The organism is Actinomadura syzygii (assembly GCF_008085905.1).
In the GTDB taxonomy this organism is placed as follows: domain Bacteria; phylum Actinomycetota; class Actinomycetes; order Streptosporangiales; family Streptosporangiaceae; genus Spirillospora; species Spirillospora syzygii.
Genome location: NZ_VSFF01000012.1, coordinates 289,108 through 309,260, shown reverse-complemented (window position 1 = coordinate 309,260; position 20,153 = coordinate 289,108). Strand labels below are relative to the sequence as shown.

16 protein-coding genes are annotated in these 20,153 nt (G+C 69.4%); 9 read left to right on the top strand and 7 right to left on the bottom strand.

The window, feature by feature from the left end; genetic code table 11:
- Positions 1–60 precede the first annotated feature (60 nt).
- Both pepN and FXF65_RS31390 read left to right on the top strand, forming a co-directional pair.
- Positions 61–2,595, top strand: coding sequence for an aminopeptidase N (pepN, locus tag FXF65_RS31395; protein ID WP_148353662.1), 2,535 nt, complete (start codon positions 61–63; stop codon positions 2,593–2,595).
- Positions 2,596–2,703: 108 nt separating this feature from the next.
- Positions 2,704–3,711, top strand: coding sequence for a hypothetical protein (locus tag FXF65_RS31390; protein WP_148353661.1), 1,008 nt, complete (start codon positions 2,704–2,706; stop codon positions 3,709–3,711).
- On the opposite strand, the gene malQ is transcribed toward FXF65_RS31390, so the two are convergent.
- The gene (malQ, locus tag FXF65_RS31385) at positions 3,692–5,773 is read right to left on the bottom strand and encodes a 4-alpha-glucanotransferase (protein ID WP_148353660.1); all 2,082 of its coding nucleotides are present in this window, start codon (positions 5,771–5,773) and stop codon (positions 3,692–3,694) included. The genes FXF65_RS31390 and malQ overlap by 20 nt on opposite strands.
- A gap of 28 nt (positions 5,774–5,801) precedes the next feature.
- Entirely contained in the window at positions 5,802–7,226 is a 1,425-nt protein-coding gene (locus tag FXF65_RS31380) for an amidase (RefSeq protein ID WP_187412595.1), read from the bottom strand.
- Positions 7,227–7,450: 224 nt separating this feature from the next.
- On the opposite strand from FXF65_RS31380, the gene FXF65_RS31375 reads away from it, so the two are divergent.
- From FXF65_RS31375 to FXF65_RS31365, 3 genes are all read left to right on the top strand, one after another.
- Positions 7,451–8,293, top strand: coding sequence for a nuclease-related domain-containing protein (locus FXF65_RS31375; RefSeq protein ID WP_246199252.1), 843 nt, complete (start codon positions 7,451–7,453; stop codon positions 8,291–8,293).
- 362 nt (positions 8,294–8,655) lie between these two features.
- On the top strand, positions 8,656–10,509 hold the full coding sequence (ilvD, locus tag FXF65_RS31370; protein ID WP_148353659.1) for a dihydroxy-acid dehydratase: 1,854 nt from the start codon (positions 8,656–8,658) through the stop codon (positions 10,507–10,509).
- A gap of 95 nt (positions 10,510–10,604) precedes the next feature.
- Positions 10,605–10,952 carry a DUF1330 domain-containing protein gene (locus tag FXF65_RS31365; protein WP_148353658.1) on the top strand — a complete coding sequence of 116 codons (348 nt, stop codon included), beginning with the start codon at positions 10,605–10,607 and terminating at the stop codon, positions 10,950–10,952.
- Here the strand turns inward: FXF65_RS31365 and FXF65_RS31360 are convergent.
- On the bottom strand, positions 10,949–11,161 hold the full coding sequence (locus FXF65_RS31360) for an FmdB family zinc ribbon protein (protein WP_148353657.1): 213 nt from the start codon (positions 11,159–11,161) through the stop codon (positions 10,949–10,951). The genes FXF65_RS31365 and FXF65_RS31360 overlap by 4 nt on opposite strands.
- A 48-nt stretch (positions 11,162–11,209) precedes the next feature.
- Entirely contained in the window at positions 11,210–11,719 is a 510-nt protein-coding gene (locus FXF65_RS31355; RefSeq protein ID WP_148353656.1) for an HNH endonuclease, read from the bottom strand.
- Positions 11,720–11,997: 278 nt separating this feature from the next.
- Between FXF65_RS31355 and FXF65_RS31350 the strand changes: the two genes are divergently transcribed.
- From FXF65_RS31350 to FXF65_RS31340, 3 genes are all read left to right on the top strand, one after another.
- Positions 11,998–14,100 carry a prolyl oligopeptidase family serine peptidase gene (locus tag FXF65_RS31350; RefSeq protein WP_148353655.1) on the top strand — a complete coding sequence of 701 codons (2,103 nt, stop codon included), beginning with the start codon at positions 11,998–12,000 and terminating at the stop codon, positions 14,098–14,100.
- Positions 14,097–14,873 carry a methyltransferase domain-containing protein gene (locus tag FXF65_RS31345; RefSeq protein ID WP_246199251.1) on the top strand — a complete coding sequence of 259 codons (777 nt, stop codon included), beginning with the start codon at positions 14,097–14,099 and terminating at the stop codon, positions 14,871–14,873. Before FXF65_RS31350 ends, FXF65_RS31345 begins: the two co-directional genes overlap by 4 nt.
- 482 nt (positions 14,874–15,355) lie before the next feature.
- Positions 15,356–16,498 (top strand): site-specific integrase, encoded by a 1,143-nt coding sequence (locus FXF65_RS31340; RefSeq protein ID WP_148353654.1) that lies wholly within the window; start codon positions 15,356–15,358, stop codon positions 16,496–16,498.
- 198 nt (positions 16,499–16,696) lie between these two features.
- Here the strand turns inward: FXF65_RS31340 and FXF65_RS31335 are convergent, their stop codons facing one another.
- Together FXF65_RS31335 and FXF65_RS31330 are read right to left on the bottom strand one after the other, a co-directional pair.
- Positions 16,697–17,068 (bottom strand): hypothetical protein, encoded by a 372-nt coding sequence (locus FXF65_RS31335; protein WP_148353653.1) that lies wholly within the window; start codon positions 17,066–17,068, stop codon positions 16,697–16,699.
- A gap of 408 nt (positions 17,069–17,476) precedes the next feature.
- Positions 17,477–17,890 carry an ATP-binding protein gene (locus tag FXF65_RS31330; protein WP_148353652.1) on the bottom strand — a complete coding sequence of 138 codons (414 nt, stop codon included), beginning with the start codon at positions 17,888–17,890 and terminating at the stop codon, positions 17,477–17,479.
- Between the two features lie 111 nt (positions 17,891–18,001).
- Here FXF65_RS31330 and FXF65_RS31325 point away from each other — a divergent pair, with 111 nt between their 5' ends.
- Positions 18,002–19,150, top strand: a complete 1,149-nt coding sequence (locus FXF65_RS31325; RefSeq protein WP_148353651.1) for a hypothetical protein — start codon at positions 18,002–18,004, stop codon at positions 19,148–19,150.
- A 389-nt stretch (positions 19,151–19,539) separates the two neighbouring features.
- Here FXF65_RS31325 and FXF65_RS31320 read toward each other — a convergent pair whose 3' ends face one another.
- Positions 19,540–20,151, bottom strand: a complete 612-nt coding sequence (locus tag FXF65_RS31320; protein WP_148353650.1) for a GNAT family N-acetyltransferase — start codon at positions 20,149–20,151, stop codon at positions 19,540–19,542.
- Positions 20,152–20,153: the final 2 nt, after the last annotated feature.

Below are 20,153 nucleotides of genomic sequence, written 5' to 3'. Positions count from 1 at the left end.
ATCGCCGTCCGGTTGGTAGACATGGGGGCACCAGACGATAAAGCCGACCGAGGAGTTCATGTGGCAGGCAACCTCACGCGCGACGAGGCGCGGGAAAGGGCCCGGCTGCTCGCCGTCGAGTCGTACACGGTCGAACTGGACCTGACGACGGGCAGTGAGCGGTTCGGCTCCACCACGGTGGTGCGGTTCGGGAGCGCCGAGACCGGCGCGTCGACGTTCATCGACCTGCACGGCGCCGTCGTGCGGGAGGTGACGCTGAACGGGAACGCGCTGGACCCCGCGTCCTACGACGCCGAGAAGGGGCGCGTCCCGCTGCCCGGCCTCGCCGCCGACAACGAGCTCCGTGTCGTGGCCGACTGCGCGTACTCGCGCTCGGGTGAGGGCCTGCACCGGTTCGTGGACCCGGTCGACGACAGCGTCTACCTCTACACGCAGTTCGAGACGGCCGACGCGCACCGGATGTACACCTGCTTCGACCAGCCCGACCTCAAGGCGACCTTCGAGCTGACCGTCAAGGCGCCGGAGAACTGGGAGGTCGTCACGAACGAGGCCGCCGAGTCGGCCGGCGGCGGGACGTGGCGCTTCGCGCCCACCCCGAAGATCTCCACGTACATCACGGCGCTCATCGCGGGGCCGTACCACGTCGTCCGGGACGAGTACCGCCGCGCGGACGGCACCGCCATCCCGCTCGGCGTGTACTGCCGGGCGTCGCTCGCCGAGCACCTCGACGCGGACGCGATCGTCGACGTGACCCGCCAGGGCTTCGAATACTTCGAGCGGGTGTTCGGCCGCCCGTACCCGTTCGGCAAGTACGACCAGCTCTTCGTGCCCGAGTTCAACGCGGGCGCGATGGAGAACGCGGGGGCGGTGACCTTCCTGGAGGATTACGTCTTCCGTTCGAGGGTCACGGACGCGGCGTACGAGCGCCGCGCCGAGACGATCCTGCACGAGATGGCCCACATGTGGTTCGGCGACCTCGTCACCATGCGCTGGTGGGACGACCTATGGCTGAACGAGTCGTTCGCCACGTACATGAGCGTCCTGTGCCAGGCGGAGGCCACGAAGTGGAAGGGTTCGTGGACGACGTTCGCGAACCTGGAGAAGGCGTGGGCGTACCGGCAGGACCAGCTGCCGTCCACGCACCCGATCGCCGCCGACATCCCCGACATCCGCGCGGTCGAGGTGAACTTCGACGGGATCACCTACGCCAAGGGCGCGTCCGTGCTGAAGCAGCTCGTGGCGTACGTCGGCCTCGACAACTTCCTGGAGGGCGTGCGGAGCTACTTCGACCAGCACGCGTGGGGCAACACGGTCCTGACGGACCTGCTGGGCGCGCTGGAGGAGAGGTCCGGACGCGACCTCGCCGCGTGGTCGAAGGAGTGGCTGGAGACCGCCGGGGTCAACACCATGCGCCCGGAGTACGAGGTCGACGCGGACGGGAACTTCACGTCGTTCACCGTCCTCCAGGAGGCGAAGCCCGACTACCCGACGCTGCGTTCGCACCGCCTCGCCATCGGGCTCTACGACCGGGCGGACGAGGGGCTCGTCCGGCGTGCGCGGGTGGAGCTGGACGTGGTCGGCGCCCGCACCGAGGTGCCGCAGCTCGTCGGGCGCAAGCGGCCCGACCTCGTCCTGGTCAACGACGACGACCTCACCTACGCCAAGATCCGGCTCGACGAGCACTCGCAGCGGACGCTGGTCGAGCACATCGGCGAGATCAAGGACAGCCTCCCCCGGGCGCTGTGCTGGTCGGCGGCGTGGGACATGGCCCGCGACGCCGAGATGGCGACCCGCGACTACATCCGGCTGGTCGCGAAGGGCATCAGCGGCGTCACCGACATCTCGGTCACGCAGACGCTGCTGCGGCAGGCGCGGACGGCCGTCCAGCAGTACGCCGACCCGGGCTGGCGCGAGGAGGGCCTCGCGCTGCTCGCGGACACGCTGTCGGCGCTCGCCCGCGACGCCGAGGCGGGCTCGGACTTCCAGCTCGCCTACACGCAGGCGTTCGCGGCGTCGGCGGTGTCCGACGAGCACCTGGCGTTCGTGCAGGGGCTGCTGGACGGATCCCAGGTCCTCGACGGGCTCACCGTCGACACCGACCTGCGCTGGTCCCTGCTGCGCCGCCTCGTCATCACCGGCCGGGCGGGCCAGGCCGAGATCGACGCCGAGCACGAGCGCGACCGGACGGCCGCGGGCGAGCGGCACGCCGCCGCGTGCGCGGCGGCGATCCCGTCCGCCGAGGCCAAGGCCGCCGCGTGGGACCGGATCGTGTCCGGCGACCTGCCGAACGCGGTGTACCGGGCGACGCTCGGCGGGTTCGTCGAGCCCGACCAGGCCGCGCTGCTCGTCCCCTACGTCGACCGGTACTTCGCCGAGGTCGGACGGGTGTGGAAGGAGTGGTCCAGCGACATGTCCCAGACGTTCGCCGAGGCCGCCTACCCGTTCCTCGTGATCGAGCAGTCCACGATCGACCGCACCGAGGCGTACCTGGCCGACGAGAAGCCGCCGCCCGCGCTCGCCCGGCTGCTGTCGGAGGGACGCGACGGGGTGGCCCGCGCGCTGCGCGCCCGCGCGAAGGACGCCACCGCGTCCTGACCCGGCCTGACCCGGTATGTATGACCCTGTGCAGGTGCCCCGTGACCGTGCGATCGTTACATGGTCACGGGGACGGCGGCACCGCCGGGGCCATGGGGAGGGGTCGATGTGAAGACGGCTCGGGACGTTCTCACCGCGCTGGCGAGCCGGTACGCCTTCGGCGACCTGGAGGCCCTGATCACGCAGGGCGCCCTGGCCGCGGACGGCCGTACCGGCAGGTCCACCAGGGTCGCGGCGCTCTGCGCGTTCGGGCAGCGCGTCCTCGACCTCGACGCCGAGGACTTCGGCATGCCCGAGGACGTCGGCGAGGTCCCGTCCGTCCTGCTCGACCGGGCGCGGGCCAGCCGGATGCCGCAGACGGCGCGGGAGCGGCCGCGCGGGGCGCTCGCCAGCCTGCGGCCCGCGTACTCGCTGCTGCTGGAGGTCATCGCGGTCCGCTGGTCCCGGCGGGACATGGCGGCGCTGGTCGCGGCCGTGCACATCGCCAGCGAGTACCTGCCGATGCTCGCCTGGGAGCCGGTCCTCGGGCACGCCGGCGACCCGGCCAGGATCGGCGCGGCGGTGAACGGGGAGGGCAGCCGGTTCGGCGTCCCCGTCGACCCGGGGACGCCGCGGATGTGCGACCACACCCGGCCGGAGCGCGCCGCCTGCGAGCGGACGCTCCGCGTGTCGCGGGAGCCGGGGCCGGGCTGGCGCGCCTACCTGGACCGCCAGCACAGCCAGGTCGCCGCCGCGCTCGGCGACTGCGCGGCCCGCTGCCGCACGCCCTGCACGGTCGTGACCCGGCTGGACGACCTCGTCCGCGCCGACCTCGCCGGCCGGTGCCGGCTCGCCGCCGACTTCACCGACGGCGCGCTCGTCAAACTGCGGCACGCCGCACCGGTCGGGCACGGCTTCGGGGTGCCGTCGCCGGAGGAGGTCCAGTCGGCGTGGACGCGGGCCCGCACGTCACTCGCCCACCAGCCGCTGGGCAAGGCGGCCCTGGCGGGTGCGGACGAGGACCCCTATCCGCTGCCCGGCCTGCCCGCGCTGTTCTCGGCGATCGCCGCCGCTGACCTGCGTCCCGACACGCTCCTCCACGACGTGACGAAGCGGATCACTTCGGCGCTCGGCTGAAGAGGTTCAGGGCGCGGGCTTCGAGATCTTCCAACAGGACGGGCGTCCCGTCCGCGTCGGCGAGGGGCACGCGCCAGTTCGGGTACTCGTCGGTGGTGCCGGGCTGGTTCTGGGTGCGGCGCTCCCCCACGGCGTCGGCGAGGGAGATGCCGACGAGGCGGGCCGGGGTGCGGGTCAGGAAGTCGTGGAGCGCCGTCACGATCCGCTCGTCGTAGGCGGTGGAGCCGTCCGCGAGGGCTTGCATGACCTCGTCGGGCGCGGCGTCCAGCAGGCCCTCCTCGTGCAGGACGTCCAGCCAGCCGGAGAGCGTGCGGCGGTGGTCCTCCTCCTCGTCCGCGCGGGGGCGGGTGAGGAGTCCGAGCCGGTCGCGCAGGTCGATGTGGTCGCCGTGGACGAACCCGCTGATGGGCGGCATGTCGTGCGTCCCGACCGTGGCGAGGGACGCCTCCCGCCACCGCTCCGCCGGTTTCGGACGCCCCGACCCGTCGCGCTCGAACCAGAGCAGGGACGTGCCGAACACGCCCCGCTTCGTCAGCTCGTCGCGCAGCCCTTGTTCGACGGTGCCGAGGTCCTCCCCGACCACCACCGCGCCGAACCGCTCAGCCTCCCAGGTCAGGCAGCCGAGCAGCGCGTCGCGGTCGTAGCGGACGTAGGTGCCGTCCGCCGGGGACGCGCCCTCCGGCACCCACCACAGCCGCGACACCTGCATGGCGTGGTCCAGGCGGATGCCGCCCGCGTGCCGGAGCGCCGCCGCCGCGAGCTCCCGGAACGGCGCGTAGCCGCCGCGGGCGAGCGCGTCCGGGCGCCACGGCCGCTGGCCCCAGTCCTGGCCGCGCTGGTTGAACTCGTCCGGCGGCGCGCCGACGCTGATCCCCGGCGCGTACAGGGACTCGTCGGCCCACGTGTCGGCGCTGCCGTGCGGGACGCCGACCGCCAGGTCGTGGACGATCCCGACCGCCATCCCCGCGTCCAGGGCCGCCCGCTGCGCCGCCGCGAGCTGCCCGTCCAGCCGCCACTGGAGCCATTCGTGGAACCGGGCGCGGGCGTGCCGGGACGGATCGTCCACGACCGCGTGGTCGCCCGCCCGCCGGAGCGCGGACGGCCAGCGCCGCCAGTCGGACGTCCCCTGCTCCTCGCTGATCGCGCACCAGGTCGCGAAGCGGGCGAGCGCCGGGCCCTCGCGGCGGCGGAACTCCTCGAAGGCCGTGTCGGGGGCGTCCCGGCGGGCGCGGTACATCGTCTCGAAGGCCGCGAGCTTGGCCGCCCAGACCGCGTCCCGGTCGAGCGGGCCCGTGCCCGCGCGCAGCTCGGCGGCGGTCGCCGCGAACCGCTCCCGGTCGTCCGCGGGCAGCGCGGCGTACTCGGGCATGTCCTCGACCCGCAGGTAGAGCGGCGAGGGGAAGCGGCGGCTCGCGGGCGAGTACGGGGACGGCCCGACCGGTGGGACGGGCTCGGTCGCGTGCAGCGGGTTGACCAGGACGAAGCCCGCGCCGAGCGTCCGTCCGGACCAGGCCGCGAGGTCGGCCAGGTCGCGCAGGTCGCCGAGGCCCCAGGACGCGCGCGAGCGCACCGAGTAGAGCTGCGCCGTGAACCCCCAGGCGCGCGGCGGCGGCCCGAGCGCCGCGGGCGCCACCAGCAGTTGCACGTGGACCGGATGCCGGTCGCGGAGGCGGCGGACGCGCAGCCGGTGCCAGCCGGACGGCACGTCGACCCGCTGCGCCAGCGGCTCGAACCCCGGCCCGGACGGCTCGCCGCCGCAGATCTCGATCTCGACCTCGGCGTCCTCGCCCTGCCCGAGGTAGCGGCGGAGCTCGGCGAGGACCGGGCCGGTCGCGCTCCCGTCCCCGCGGCGGACGACGAGGGTCGGCGGCAGCGCGTCCTCCCGGGCCCGCTCCCGCTCCAGCGCGTCGCGGACGCCGGCCGGGGACGAGGCGTCCACCCCGAGCGCGGCCAGCACCGCGACGAGCGTGTCCGGCGCGACGGTGACCGCGCGCCCCCGCCAGTCGTCGTAGTGGGTCGCCACGCCGTGGTACTCGGCCAGCCTGGTCAGTTCGTCGGCCATCCCTGCACCATGCCCGGTGCGGGCTGGGTCACGCCGTCCAGATCGGGGGCTTCCGGTCGATCCAGGGACGGGCCTCCTCAAGCTGGGCGGACAGCGAGATCAGCGTCCCCTCGCCGCCGAGCCGCCCGGACAGCATGATCCCGATCGGCAGCCCGTCGCCGCTCCAGTGCAGCGGCACGTTCACCGACGGCTGGCCCGAGATGTTGTACATCGCGCAGAACGGCGTGAACCGCTTCTGCCGCTCGAAGTTCTCGGCGGGCTCCTGGTCGTGGAAGTAGCCGACCGGGGCGGGCGGCTGGGCCAGGGTCGGGTGCAGGATGGCGTCGAACTCGTCCATCACGGGGAACGCCGCCCGGAGCGCGCCCTGCAGCGCGGCGTGCGCCTGGAGCAGCCGCGGCGCGCCGGTCGCCTCGCCGCGCGCCCGGAGCCAGCGGGTCAGCGGCTGGAGGAGGTGCTCGCTCTCCTCCGCGACGGGAGTCAGCGTCGCCATCACGCCCCAGAGCGTCTCGAAGTGCGGGACGAGGTCGGGCCCGAACACCTGCGGCAGCTCCACGACCTCGTGCCCCAGCTCCTCCAGCAGCGCGGACGCCTCCTCGTAGGCGGCGACGCAGTCGGGATGCACCTCGGCGTCGGGGACGGCGGGCTGGATGCCGCGCGCGATCCGGAGCCGTCCCGGCGGACGCTCGGCGTAGGAGGAGAACGTTCCGTCGACCGGCGGCGCGGCGTACAGGTCGCCGGGCATGTGGCCCGCCATCACGTCCAGGAGGAGGGCGGCGTCGCGGACGGTCCGCGCGATGGGCCCGTTCGCGGACAGCCCGAAAAGGTCCGGGACGATCGGCCCGTGCGACACCCGGCCGCGGGTCGGCTTGATCCCGACGAGCCCGCACACGCTGCTCGGGATGCGGATCGACCCGCCGCCGTCGCTGCCCTGCGCGGCCGGCGCCAGCCCGGCCGCGACCGCCGCCGCGGCCCCGCCGCTGGACCCGCCCGCCGACCGGGAGGTGTCCCACGGCGTCCGCGCGGGCGGGGACACCGCGCCCTCGGTGTAGCAGGGCAGCCCGAACTCCGGCGCCGCCGTCTTGCCGAGCAGGACCGAGCCCGCGTCCCTGAGCCGGGTCACGACGTTGTCGTCGGCGAACCCGGTGAGGTCGGCGTACACGGCCGAGCCGAAGGTCGTCCGGACGCCGTCGACGAGGTTCAGGTCCTTCACCGGGACGGGGACGCCGTGCAGCGGCGGCAGCTCCGCCGGGTCGGCGGCGTCCAGGACCGCCTTCTCCGCGAGCCTGGCCTCCTCGCGGGCCCGCTCCGCGGTGACCGTCGCGTAAGCGCCGACCTGCGCGTCGAGCCGTTCGATGCGGGCCAGATAGTGGTCGGTGAGCTCGACCGGCGATACTTCCCTGGTGCGGACGGCCGCCGCCATGCGGGTGGCGCTGAGGTCATGAGGTTGTGTCACAGACCGGAACGCTAGACGCCGTGTGCGCGGGCATCAAAAAGGGCAGGCAGCATGCAGCGGTCGAAAGGAGAAGAATACTTACGTACCCATCCCTGACGGCAGTGAATCACTCACGCGCGGCGACAAAACTATTAACCCGGCATGACTAGTCGCCAACCGGACTGATGATTACTCTGCGCACGGAGGATCATGCCCCCGAAGGGAAAGGAATACGGAGCGTCACCATGGCGACCATGGAGCGGGGCAATACGCAGGCGGCCAGGGCGCAGCCCACGGCCGGGTCGGACGAGGCGGCGGCAGAGGAAATGCGTGAGCACCATCACCAGGCTCCGGTGAAGGAGCGTCCCGAGGAACCCGAGGAGAACCCGGGCGCGACCGTGCTCGACGACCCCCGGACCCGCCGGTGGCTGTGGCGGGGCGGCGTCGCGGTCGGCGCGGGCGCCGTCGTCGGGCTCGTCGCCGGCTGGCGGCTCGGCCTCACACTCGCGGTCCTCGTCGTGATCGCGGACATCGTCCGCCGCTCCCGCACGGACTCCACCGTCACCGCCTGGCAGAAGTCGTCGGCGGCCGAACGGCGGACCGAGAAGCAGCTCAAATCCCTGCAGCGCAACGGATACCTCGTGCTGCACGCGCGGGCCGTCCCGCGCGACGACGAGGGCGTCAGCGACGGGCGGATCGACCACCTGGTCATCGGCCCGAGCGGCGTCTACGCCATCGACTCCGAGAAGTGGGACAAGCGTCTCCCCGTGCGCACCATGTCCCACCTCAAGCTCTTCCACGGCCCCTTCAACAAGAAGGACCGCCTCGACGAGGCCCGCTGGGAAGCGCAGATGGCCAGCAACATCCTCGGCGAGGAGGTCGGGTTCGACGTCCCGGTGCAGCCGTCCGTGGCGATCTACGGACCGTCCATCCCGTGGAAGGTCATGCGGGTCAGGGACGTGGACGTCTACGCGGGCAACCGGGCGCGGGCCTATCTGCGGCGCCGTCCGAAGATCCTGACGGACGGCGACGTCCAGCGGATCTTCCAGGCGGCCGAGCAGGCCCTTCCGCCGAAGTACCCCGACTGAGGACCGGCGCGGCCCGACTTCCCCGGGCCGCCCGGACGATCCGCGCCCGCCCCGCGCGGCCGCGACGATCACGGCGGACCGGTGTCCGCCCCGCATACCGGTACGACGGAGAGGCCGGGACGTCCCGCGTCCCGGCTTTCCGCACGTCTTCGGGCGATTCGACGGCGGCCGGCGGTTGGTAGCATCGACTGGACACCGGCCCGCCGCGCGAACCTCCGCTGAGCCGGCGGCAGCGCCGCGACCCGCCGCTGCGATCCCAGTACGGCGCCTCGCCCGCCGCGCCCACGTCCGCGCGGCCCGCGACCGCGCGCACGGCACACACACGCAGGGCACGCCCGCCCCAGCTTGGAGAGGTCCCGAACATGCCACCGCTCAGGTCACGCACCGTCACCCACGGCCGCAACATGGCGGGCGCGCGCGCCCTCATGCGCGCCAGCGGCGTCGAACGCGAGGACTTCGGCAAGCCGATCGTCGCGGTGGCGAACAGCTTCACCCAGTTCGTGCCGGGCCACGTCCACCTCGACGAGGTCGGCAAGGTCGTCGCCGGGGCCGTCCGCGAGGCGGGCGGGGTGCCCCGCGAGTTCAACACGATCGCCGTCGACGACGGCATCGCCATGGGCCACGACGGGATGCTGTACTCGCTGCCGTCCCGCGAGGTGATCGCCGACGCGATCGAGTACATGGTCAACGCGCACTGCGCGGACGCGCTCGTCTGCGTCTCCAACTGCGACAAGATCACGCCGGGGATGCTGCTGGCGGCGCTGCGCCTCAACATCCCGACGGTGTTCGTGTCCGGCGGGCCGATGGAGGCGGGCAAGCCGGTCGAGGGCGTGATGGACGGCAACAAGCTCGACCTCATCGACCCGATCATCGCGTCCGCCGACTCCTCCCTGTCGGAGGAGAAGCTGCTGGAGATGGAGGAGAGCGCCTGCCCGACCTGCGGGTCCTGCTCCGGCATGTTCACCGCGAACTCGATGAACTGCCTCACCGAGGCGATCGGGCTGGCGCTGCCCGGCAACGGCACCGTCCTCGCCACGCACACCGCCCGCCGCCGCCTCTACGAGGACGCGGGCCGCACCGTCGTCGACGTCGCCCGCCGCTACTACGACGGCGACGACGACTCCGTCCTGCCGCTGAACATCGCGACCCGCGACGCCTTCGCCAACGCCATGGTCCTGGACGTCGCGATGGGCGGCTCCACCAACACGATCCTGCACCTGCTCGCCGCCGCGACCGAGGCGGGCGCCGACTTCGGGCTCTCCGACATCGACGAGCTGTCCCGCCGCGTGCCGTGCGTCTGCAAGCTGGCCCCGGCGACCGGCAAGTACCACGTCGAGGACTGCCACCGCGCCGGCGGCATCCCCGCCCTGCTCGGCGAGCTGAACCGGGCCGGGCTGCTGCACAGCGACGCGCACTCGATCCACTCGGCGACCATGGACGAGTTCGTCGCCAAGTGGGACGTCCGCTCCCCCGACGTCCTGCCCGAGGCGGTCGAGCTGTTCCACGCCGCGCCCGGCGGCGTCCGCACCACCTCGGCGTTCAGCCAGAGCGCCCGCTGGGAGTCGCTCGACCTCGACCGCGAGAACGGCTGCATCCGCTCGGTCGAGCACGCCTACACCGCCGACGGCGGGCTCGCCGTCCTGCGCGGCAACATCGCCCCCGACGGCGCGATCGTCAAGACCGCCGGGGTGGACGAGGAGCTCTGGACGTTCACCGGCCCCGCCGTCGTGTTCGAGTCGCAGGACGACGCGGTCGAGGGCATCCTCAGCGGAAAGATCAAGGCCGGGGACGTCGTCGTGATCCGCTACGAGGGCCCGAAGGGCGGCCCCGGCATGCAGGAGATGCTGTACCCGACGAGCTTCCTCAAGGGCCGCGGGCTCGGCAAGGCGTGCGCGCTGATCACCGACGGCCGGTTCTCCGGCGGGACGTCCGGCCTGTCGATCGGGCACGCCTCCCCCGAGGCGGCGGGCGGCGGCGTCATCGCCCTCGTCGAGGACGGCGACCGCGTCGTGATCGACATCCCGAACCGCGTCCTGGAGCTGGACGTCCCCGCCGACGAGCTGGAGATCAGGCGCGAGAAGCTGCTCGCCGACCTCGGCGGCTACCGGCCGCGCGACCGCAACCGCCCGGTGAGCGCCGCGCTGCGCGCCTACGCGGCGATGGCGACGTCGGCGTCCACGGGCGCGGCCCGCGACGTGTCCCAGATCGAGGGCTGAGCGCTACGTCGGAGGTAATGGCCTCCGTTCCCCGTCAGGGGCCAGAGTGGCAGGGGCCGGGGAAGCCCGGCCCCGCCGCTCGGAAGGAGACCGCGATGACCGCGTACGCACTCGCCCACCTGCGTCCCCGCCCGCCGCTGCACGAGGACGTCTTCGTGTACATGGAGCGCATCCAGGCCACCATGGAGCCGTTCGGCGGACGATTCCTCGTCCACGCCAGCGACGCGGAGGTGCTGGAGGGAACACTGGAGGGCGGCTACGTCCTGGTCGAGTTCCCCGACATGGCCACGGCCCGCGCCTGGTACGCCTCGGACGCCTACCGCGAGATCCTGCGCATGCGAACGGACCACATGGAGGGCACGCTCGTCCTGTTGGACGGCGTCCCGGAGAACTACGACGCCACGAAGACGGCCACGGCCCTGCGCACAGCCCAGGAGGGCTAGGAGCAGCACCCTCCGCCGCAGCACCCGCCGCCGCCCCCGCCCGCCGGACGAGGCGGCGCGGACGCACCGGTGACGGCGACCGTGGACAGCAACTTGACCGTGTCGTCATGCCCCTCCGGGCACGGCGCCGGATCGGACGCATTGATCATCGGCCGGGACACCTCAAAGGTCGACCCGCAGGCACGGCAACGATAGTCATAACGAGGCACCCCCCAAGGATACGGGCCTGCTTGCCCAGGGGGTCGTCCCCCTGGAGATCAAGCCGCAGGCTCCGTTACGTAGGCGGCCCATTGGGGGTCGCCGTCGTTGATCAGGCCGATCAGGCGCCAGTGGGCGCCTCTGGGGACGGCGGGGGTGATGGTCAGCGTCCAGCCGATCTCGGACAGGAGGCGGTCGGCCTTGCGGTGGTTGCAGGTCATGCAGGACGCGACGCAGTTCTCCCAGGTGTGCTTGCCGCCGCGGCTGCGCGGGTGGACGTGGTCGATGGTCTCGGCGCGGAGCCCGCAGTAGACGCAGCGGAAGTTGTCGCGGCGCATCAGCGCGGCGCGGGTGAGGGGGACGCGGGTCCGGAAGGGGATGCGGACGTAGCGGCGGAGCCGGATGACGGACGGGACGTCGACGGCCATCGTCGCCGAATGCAGCACGGCGCCCGAGGTGTCGTGGTGGACGATCTCGGCCTTCTCCCGAAGCACGAGGCAGACCGCCCGCCGGAGCGGGAGCGTGGTGAGTGGTTCGTACGTCGCGTTCAGGAGGAGGACCTGTCTCATCTCAGACGCCCTCCGCCGGGCTGTCCTGCTGTTCCTCCGCCTCGGCGGGCGCGTCGGAGCGCGCCTCGCACCGAGGCCCGATTATCGATTCCGGTACCTGCGCACTCGCCATGAGGACCTCCCCGGGGCGAACCGACCAAAATCAGTGTGGCGTCTGAGGGAGGCCGTCCGCTACCCCAATAGTCCCCCTTCGGGGGCCTGATCGAACGCAAACCCCGGTTCGCGGCGCGTTGGAAAGCGCGGGACGGGCTGCCCGGAAGGCCCAATACGGTGTATCCATGACGCCGTTTCCGCCCGCGCACCGCGCGGACATCGTCGAGGAGATCCACGGACACCGGGTCGCCGACCCGTACCGGGCGCTGGAGGACGCGGGCAGCCCGGAGACCAGGGAGTGGCTCGCCGCCCAGGACCGGCTGTTCCACAAGGTCGCGGACGCCCTGCCGGGCCGGGCGGGGCTGCGGCGGCGGCTCACCGAGCTGCTCGGCGCGGGCAGCGTCGGCGCGCCGGTGTGGCGGGGCGGGCGGCGGTTCTTCACCCGCCGCACCGCCGACCAGGAGCATCCGGTGCTGTACACGGTCGACCCGGACGGCTCCGAGCGGGTCCTCGTCGACCCCACGGCCCTCGACCCGGAGGGCACGACGACACTGGACGGCTGGCAGCCCGACAAGGAGGGGCGCCGCCTCGCCTACAAGTTGTCGACCGGCGGGGACGAGGAGTCGCTGCTCTACGTCATGGACATCGCGTCCGGCGAGCGGGTGGAGGGCCCGATCGACCGCTCCCGGTACTCGTCGGTGGCGTGGCTGCCGGGCGGGGAGGCGTACTACTACGTCCGGCGGCTGCCCGCGCGGGACGTCCCGGCGGGCGAGGAGCAGTACCACCGGCGCGTCTACCTGCACCGGGTCGGCACGGAACCCGACACCGACGACGTCCTGATCTTCGGCGCCGGGATGGACAAGACCAACTACTACGGCGTTGGCGTCAGCCGGGACGGCCGGTGGCTGACGGTCTCGTCCTCGCAGGGCACGGCCCCGCGGAACGACCTGTGGATCGCGGACCTGTCCGCGTCGCCGCTGGAGTCGCCGGAGCTGCGGCCCGTCCAGGTGGGCGTGGACGCGGGCACCGGCGTGCACATCGGACGCGACGGCCGCGCGTACATCTTCACCGACCGCGACGCGCCCCGCTCCCGGCTGTGCGTGGCCGACCCGTCCGACCTGGCGTACGAAGCCTGGCGGGACCTGATCCCGCAGGACCCGGAGGCCGTCCTCACCGACTTCGCGATCCTGGACGACCTGGAGAGGCCGATCCTCCTCGCGGGCTGGACGCGCCACGCGATCAGCGAGATCACCGTCCACGACCTGGAAACCGGCGAACGAACCGGGACGGTCCCGACGCCCGGCCTGGGCTCGATCGGCGGCATAGTCGAGCGCCCTGAGGGCGGCCACGAGGCATGGTTCGGCTACACCGACAACGTGACGCCCTCCTCCGTCATGCGCTACGACGCAAGAACACGCGAAACGACACTCTGGGCGTCAGCACCAGGCACGGTCGAGGTCCCAGAGATCGAGACGCGCCAGGTGACCTACTCGTCAGCCGACGGCACCCAAGTCCGCATGCTGGTCTCGTCCCTCCCCGGCCGCACGGGCCCGCGCCCGACCATCCTCTACGGATACGGCGGATTCAACATCTCGCTCACCCCGTCCTACTCGGCGAGCATCCTGGCCTGGGTCGAGGCAGGCGGCGTCTACGCGATCGCGAACCTGCGCGGCGGCTCGGAAGAGGGCGAGGACTGGCACCGCGCCGGGATGCGCGACCGCAAGCAGAACGTGTTCGACGACTTCCACGCCGCCGCCGAGAAGCTGATCGAGGACGGCCTGACGACCCCGTCCCTACTGGCGATCTCGGGCGGCTCGAACGGCGGCCTCCTAGTAGGCGCCGCGCTGACTCAGCGCCCCGACCTGTACCGCGCGGTCGTCTGCTCGGCGCCCCTCCTGGACATGGTCCGCTACGAGCGCTTCGGCCTAGGCCAAACCTGGAACGACGAATACGGAACCGCCGACGACCCGGAGGAATTCGGCTGGCTGATCGGCTACTCCCCGTACCACCACGTCCACCCGGGCACCGCCTACCCGGCCGTCCTGTTCACCACCTTCGGCAGCGACACCCGAGTAGACCCCCTGCACGCCCGCAAGATGTGCGCCGCCCTCCAGTACGCGACCGCCTCAGAGTCCCCGATCCTCCTGCGCAACGAGTCAGACGTAGGCCACGCGGCCCGCTCTGTGACCCGCTCGGTGGACCTGATGACGGACACCCTCTCCTTCCTGGCCGCCCAGACCGGCCTCCCCCTGGGCGACGAGTTGACAAGTGGTCTAATAACAGGATGACCATGGTGCGGAACTCACCTCCCATAGACCGGGTCCTCGCCCTTCTGCGCGACGAGCCCGCCAACCCCGACACCACGCGGGGCTACTTGGACCTGCTGGGCCCGGAAGCCGACCGCTCACCGTCGCTCGCCCAGTCGGTGATGGAAACAACGTTCCTACCGAAGATCTACGAGCGAATCTGGCGCCCAATCGGCTTCAACGTGGCAAAAGGCTGGCCACTTGGCCCCGACACGGCCACCGAACACGCCATGGCCCGAGACTGGCTATTTCTATCCGGAGACCCGGCAACAGTCCTGGACGTAGCCTGCGGCCCCGGCAACGTAACCCGAGCCCTGGCAAAAGGCGTAGGAGAAGAAGGTCTACTAATTGGCCTGGACGCATCCCACCCAATGCTGACCCGCGCCGCAAAAGACACAACAGACCCGAAAATCCAATACGTCCGAGGCGACGCAACAGACCTGCCCTTCCGCGACGCCACCTTCGACGCCGTATCCTGCTTCGGCGCCCTCTACCTGTTCAACGACCCCTGGGCGGCAATAGACGACATGACCCGCGTCCTAAAACCAGGCGGCCACCTAACAATCCTGACTTCCCGCCACCCCGCGATAATCCCGACCCCAGGCATAGCCCGATCCCTACTACGCCGAACCACAGGCTTCAAAATCTTCGGCGACAAAGAAGTAACAAACGCCCTGAAAGATCGCGGATTCCAAGACCTAAAACAACACCGCTACCCTTTCATGCAGCTTGTAGGCGCCCGCCGCCCGCACTAGAGCGTAGTAAGGCCAGGCCAGGTGCGAGCGAAGCGAGAACCTGGCCGAAACCAAAAAGCAAAGCGAGCCCAAGCGAGCGAGCGGCACCCCCCGCACCGTCTACTGCACCGACCCCAGCCACCACAGGACCCCGCAACAGGCGAAAGAATCGCGATCGCGTCCGAAGGCAGGTTCGAGCGAAGCGAGAACCTGATCGCGCAGCGAGCCGCAAGGCGAGCCGGAGCGATGCAGCGATCGCACCGCGTTTCTCGACGATGGAGGGCCTCCAAAGTGCGATGCTGTGTTTCCCCAGGTCAAACAGGGGCCACAAGTTCAAACGACCTCAAGGGAGCCATCGCGGGAGCCGCTATCACCGCGCTCTCAGGAACCCATCAGCTCGAACATGCGTTCGAACTGATGAGAGGTCGAGGCGGGAAGGCCAGACGCGCCAACGTCTGCCCCTCCCTTCGTCCACCACTCGGTAAAGGCGAGAGGCGAACGCAATGGCAAGCGTACTCATCAACGGGTACAGGGGCAGCATCTACCGGGAAGGCAAGGGGTACACAGGCGTCCTCGATTTGGGAGTGCACCCCAATGGCAAGCGCAACCGCCCCAAGCGCAAAGCTGCAACGAAGGCCGCCGTCGAGGACAAGCTGACGAAATTAGCTGAATCGCTCGAAAAGGGCCGCATAGCCACGAGGGACAAAACCGTTACCGAAGTCGTCGCGGACTACATTGACGACCTGGAGCGGCAGGGGCGCGCCCCGCAAACCATCAAGGGTCTCCGGTCGGCGCATCGGAACCACATCGCGAGAATCGGCGCGCTCAAAGTGGACAGCGAGTTGAACCCGACGCGGGTCTCCGACTGGTTGATCGACATCGCAGAGAACTTGTCCACGAAATCGATCATCAACGTTCATGGCCTGTTGTCGAGCGCAATTGACCGCGCGATCGTTCACGAGATCACCGACCGGAACGTGTCTCGAATGGTCGCCAACATCCAAGGAAAGAAGGACGGTCGAGAGAGTAAGAGTTTCTCACCTGAACAGGTTCGCGCGATCCTGGCGCGCGCGAGCGCGGAGGTTCCTTATCGCCTGCGGTTCGGCGCGTACGTGGTTCTCGCTCTCACCAGCGGACTGCGCGGTGACGAGCTGGACGGCCTGAAATGGTACGGGCTAGACATGGATGCTGGAACGGTATCGGTCGTACGCGCCGACCGACACCGAGGGAAGACCAAGACCAAGCAATCGGTCCGGTCGCTGGAGTTGGCGGATATCGCCATTGCCGCACTCAGGGTGTGGCGGGAAATCCAGGTAAAGGAATTCGCCGCATTCCGTGGAACGGTCAGCGACGAAACGTTCGTCTTCACGCGCCCGGACGGGACTCAGTACACGCAGCGGACGGCGCGGTATGACTTCCGTAGGGTCCTTATCGCGGCGGGGATCAGCGACCCGGACACCTGGGCCGTGCGAGAAACCCGGACAACGTTCGTCAGCGTCATGTCGCACAATGGCGTCCCTCGCGAGGTTATCGCAGATATCTGCGGTCACACGGTCCGGACGCTGGAGAGGTACTACCGCAAGGTGTTGCGCCCGGTTCACCGCCAGAGCGCCGACGTGATCAACAGCGTGTTCCGCGCCGCCTGACCAATCACACACCCGGAAGCGCCTGACGCTTGCGTCAGGGGCTTCGCACACCCGCCGAGAATGTAGATCCCGACAGGAACGGCTTGCATTTATGGGGGCTGACCTGATGGTATGTGCATCCGTCGGCGCGTCCTGAAAGGTGCGCCGACGGATGCACCGAGGGATGCGGCGACGGCACCGTTGCAGCAGAAGTATCGGTCAGGATCTCTCCTGTTCCCGGGTGACGGTTGGCGCAACACCGAGATGCTTAGCAAGAAAAGCGTGCATTTGTTGCTCTACCGAGCGTCGAACCTTTTTGCAGCGCCGCCTGGAGCATTCTGCAAGTTGCCAGGTGACGAACAGGTCGGGATGGATTCTGTAGTGGACGCCGAACTTTATCGGAGTATTGCCGAGCGTTGCGAACTGTTTCGCCTGTGGGTATTGCTGGAGGATGTCCTCGCGCATGGCTTCGTGCGCCGCCGTAGTGGTGGAGTATCGGTCCCAGCCGAAGAAGAGATTGACGTCAATGGCGTTCTCAGTGGACATTTTCGTGGAGTCGCACTTCAATCGCCACATATGCCAATGCTTCATCGCGGCTCCCTTCTCTTGCGTTGCTTGCGTCAGCCGCTTAGGGCCAACGTCGGCCGTGGCGCGCGATTCCGAACCGGAAGAGCTTGTCAAACCATTTCAGTTCCGAATAAACCGTCTGGATGTCGCCATGGACAGCACGGTGAACCTGGCAACGATTGATGCTCCACATATCATGATCCGTCCGAACGATGTCCCATTCCGGGAATCGACATCGCAATACTTCGAGTTGCCACCTTTCTCGAATACGCCGGAATATGTGCACTCAGAACTCCTCAAGAGGTTGGAGATGACGCGGAGTCGCGCGGCAGGGAGCGTTGGGGGCTCTCGCCTACCGCGCGCAACCTTCCTCCCAACCGGCGCGACTGCCGTTCCCGCCTTAGGTCTCGGAAATGAAGCCGCGCCGGAGTCTCACTTAGAAGTCTCGACCTCGAACCAGACATTGCCGCCGGTCTCGTCTGCGTACGAGCCCCAAGCGCTTGCGAGCGCGTTGACGAGAAACAATCCTCGCCCGTGTTCGGGATATGGCGTGCCAGGCTCGGTGATTCTCGGCGTGCTGTGTGAGGAGCCACCGTCGATGACCTCGACCCGAATTCGGTCCCGCAGTTCGATGATGAGAAGCAGGATCTTACCGCCGTTGTCCTTCGAGGTGGAGTGAACAATGGCGTTCGTGACTGTCTCGCTTGTGCACTGCTCGATGGTTTCAACAACGTGTTGAGGGAAGCGTTCCATCAGCCCGACACGAATTGCTCGGCGCGCTCGGGAGACTTCTTCAGGAGAGCAGCAGAGCGTCACTCCTTTCATTGGTTGCGTGAATGTCTTCATTTCCTCTCCTCGCGTTGCGGCGGCCGCTTCGTGCTTTCTGGTGAGTCATATCCTGTCACCATGTCCACGAAGCGCTAGCGCGTCATGTCCGTACGCGCATACGCTGACGTCATGGAGGCACACAACATCTCCGAGGCACTTCAAATGATCTTGGATGGGCGCGGTTGGACCCAGGACCGCTTAGGTTCGGAACTGGACATGGATCAGCCCACGGTGTCGCGCCTGATCGGCGGCAAGCGAGACCTGAAGATCAACCACGCTGCCGCATTGCTCGCCCGTGTAGGCTGGAAAATACGCATAACCCCTCAAAATGAGGAGTCGGACCCCGTGAAGCGTCGCGAGTTCATTGCCGCCGCCGCGTCGGTGACCCTGATTCCAACCCCTACCGCCAGCCCGTACGGAGACGCGGAATACGTCCAGACACTGGCCAATCGGCTTACTGCGTCGGAAGCCCAATTCGGCGGGACCCCACTTGTTTCGACAGCACTTCGTCACGTCCAGAACGCAAAAGGCGCGATCAAGGGGCGAGACCAGCGCCTTCAAGAGGCAGCATCCAACCTCGCGAGGAGTGCGTCACTGATACTTCACGACGCGCGACTCCCCCGGGAAGCCGAAGAGGTCGGATCAGTCGGACTAACGCTCGCACGACGCGCAAACTACGTTGAGGGCGTCGCACACAGCCTTGAGAATCTCTGTTGCTTCACCACGTCAGTTGATTCAAGAAGGGCGGCACACTATGCCCGACGGGGGCTGCAACTCGAAGAGATCACAACTGAACATCGGGCACGCTTGAACGCCAGGCTTGCAGTCGCACTTGGACAAAGTGCAAGGGTATCAGGTTTCAATATCAGCGAATCACTCTCCGCGATAGACGCCGCCCGTGAGCTTGAGGGGCTATCTCCGATCACCGAGGCTGTGATCGCCGCAAACGCTGGACTCTCGCTCGCGAAGGTGCGGAACTACGAGCGGGCAAACATGGCGTTTGAGGATGCCGTCCGCATGTTTGAGAACCTCCCGCTCTTCTCCGCAAATTGGCGTTCACGTCAGATCTTGGCATCGCTTGCGGCGGGCCAGATCTCCACGGCGGCGGACCAAATCGAGGGGCTATCCGCAGTCGCTCCACTCGTGACCTCAGCGCGATTGGACGGGCACGTGAGGCAAATTCTTACCTACGCGAATCAGTGGCACCGCGTCCCTGAAATGCGAGAGGCAATCGGGCACCTCCGCTCGGTTGCGACGCCAGCCCCCCGGCGAACGTAGAGAGATGATCGAGGTTGGCCGACGGCCGATCGGGTTGACCAGCGTGAATGCGAGCCGTCCGCGTCCCCCGAGGGGGACGCGGACAGGGACACGGACGGTGACGTGGACGAGGACGCCGGGGGCACGGTGCTCAGAGCGCCGACACGGGAGCCGGGAGCCACACCGGGAGCCAACCCCGGAAGTTCCAGCCTGACCGCCTCAGACGCCACTACGACGCCCGAACGGCGCACGGCCAGGCCAACAGGCACCCGTCATACTCCGTCCGACTCCGTGACGGGACTCCTTGACTGAGTGCCTCCAAGGCCCGAAGGAGGAGAGAAACGCAATAAACAAGCGGGGCCGCCCCGTCGGGCCGCGCCACCGGCGTGACGACCCCGCGGCTCAGGTGTTCACCGGAGTTGTTTCTCGATGTAGATGTTGACGATTCCCCCGATGGTCTCGCGGCGGGTCTCCGTCCAGCCGAATTTGCGGTAGAGGGCGAGGGCGGGCTCCTGGAGTTCCGTCGTGTCGGCGCGCAGGATGCGGTAGCCGTGTTCGACGGCGCGTTCTTCCAGGGCTTGGACGAGCGCGGCTCCGTAGCCGCGGCGTTGGAGGGCGGGCAGGACGCGGAGGCGGACCATTTCGGCGGCGTCGAGCGCGGGGGTGCCGGGGGCGTAGCCGCCGTAGGCGCGGGCGCGGCCGCCGGGGACGAGGTCGGCCCGGCGCAGGCCGCCCATCGCGACGATGCCGCCGTCGAGTTCGCCGACGAGGAATTCGCCGTCGTTGCGGAGGTAGATGTCGTCCATCCGGAAGAAGTCGTGGTCGTAGTAGACGCCGTCGCCGGGCCGCAGGCCGACCTGGGCGAGGCCCTCGCGGTGCAGGGCGAGGACGGTGCCGTGGTCGGCGGCGTGGTAGCGGCGCAGCCGGAGTTCTCCGAAGCGCCATTCGGGCGGCTCGTCCGTCAGCCGGACGAGGGTGCGCGCGGGATGGCTCGGCCAGGATGCGTTGTCGGGCGTGGCCATGC

Bases quoted from the DNA above. Each gene is read 5' to 3' on its own strand.
- FXF65_RS31325 (WP_148353651.1), top strand. From the start codon at position 18,002: ATGGAGGCACACAACATCTCCGAGGCACTTCAAATGATCTTGGATGGG.
- malQ (WP_148353660.1), bottom strand. From the start codon at position 5,773: ATGGCCGACGAACTGACCAGGCTGGCCGAGTACCACGGCGTGGCGACC.
- FXF65_RS31320 (WP_148353650.1), bottom strand. From the start codon at position 20,151: ATGGCCACGCCCGACAACGCATCCTGGCCGAGCCATCCCGCGCGCACC.
- FXF65_RS31375 (WP_246199252.1), top strand. From the start codon at position 7,451: ATGGCGACCATGGAGCGGGGCAATACGCAGGCGGCCAGGGCGCAGCCC.
- FXF65_RS31340 (WP_148353654.1), top strand. From the start codon at position 15,356: ATGGCAAGCGTACTCATCAACGGGTACAGGGGCAGCATCTACCGGGAA.
- FXF65_RS31345 (WP_246199251.1), top strand. From the start codon at position 14,097: ATGACCATGGTGCGGAACTCACCTCCCATAGACCGGGTCCTCGCCCTT.
- FXF65_RS31355 (WP_148353656.1), bottom strand. From the start codon at position 11,719: ATGAGACAGGTCCTCCTCCTGAACGCGACGTACGAACCACTCACCACG.
- FXF65_RS31365 (WP_148353658.1), top strand. From the start codon at position 10,605: ATGACCGCGTACGCACTCGCCCACCTGCGTCCCCGCCCGCCGCTGCAC.
- FXF65_RS31350 (WP_148353655.1), top strand. From the start codon at position 11,998: ATGACGCCGTTTCCGCCCGCGCACCGCGCGGACATCGTCGAGGAGATC.
- FXF65_RS31330 (WP_148353652.1), bottom strand. From the start codon at position 17,890: ATGAAGACATTCACGCAACCAATGAAAGGAGTGACGCTCTGCTGCTCT.
- ilvD (WP_148353659.1), top strand. From the start codon at position 8,656: ATGCCACCGCTCAGGTCACGCACCGTCACCCACGGCCGCAACATGGCG.
- FXF65_RS31335 (WP_148353653.1), bottom strand. From the start codon at position 17,068: ATGAAGCATTGGCATATGTGGCGATTGAAGTGCGACTCCACGAAAATG.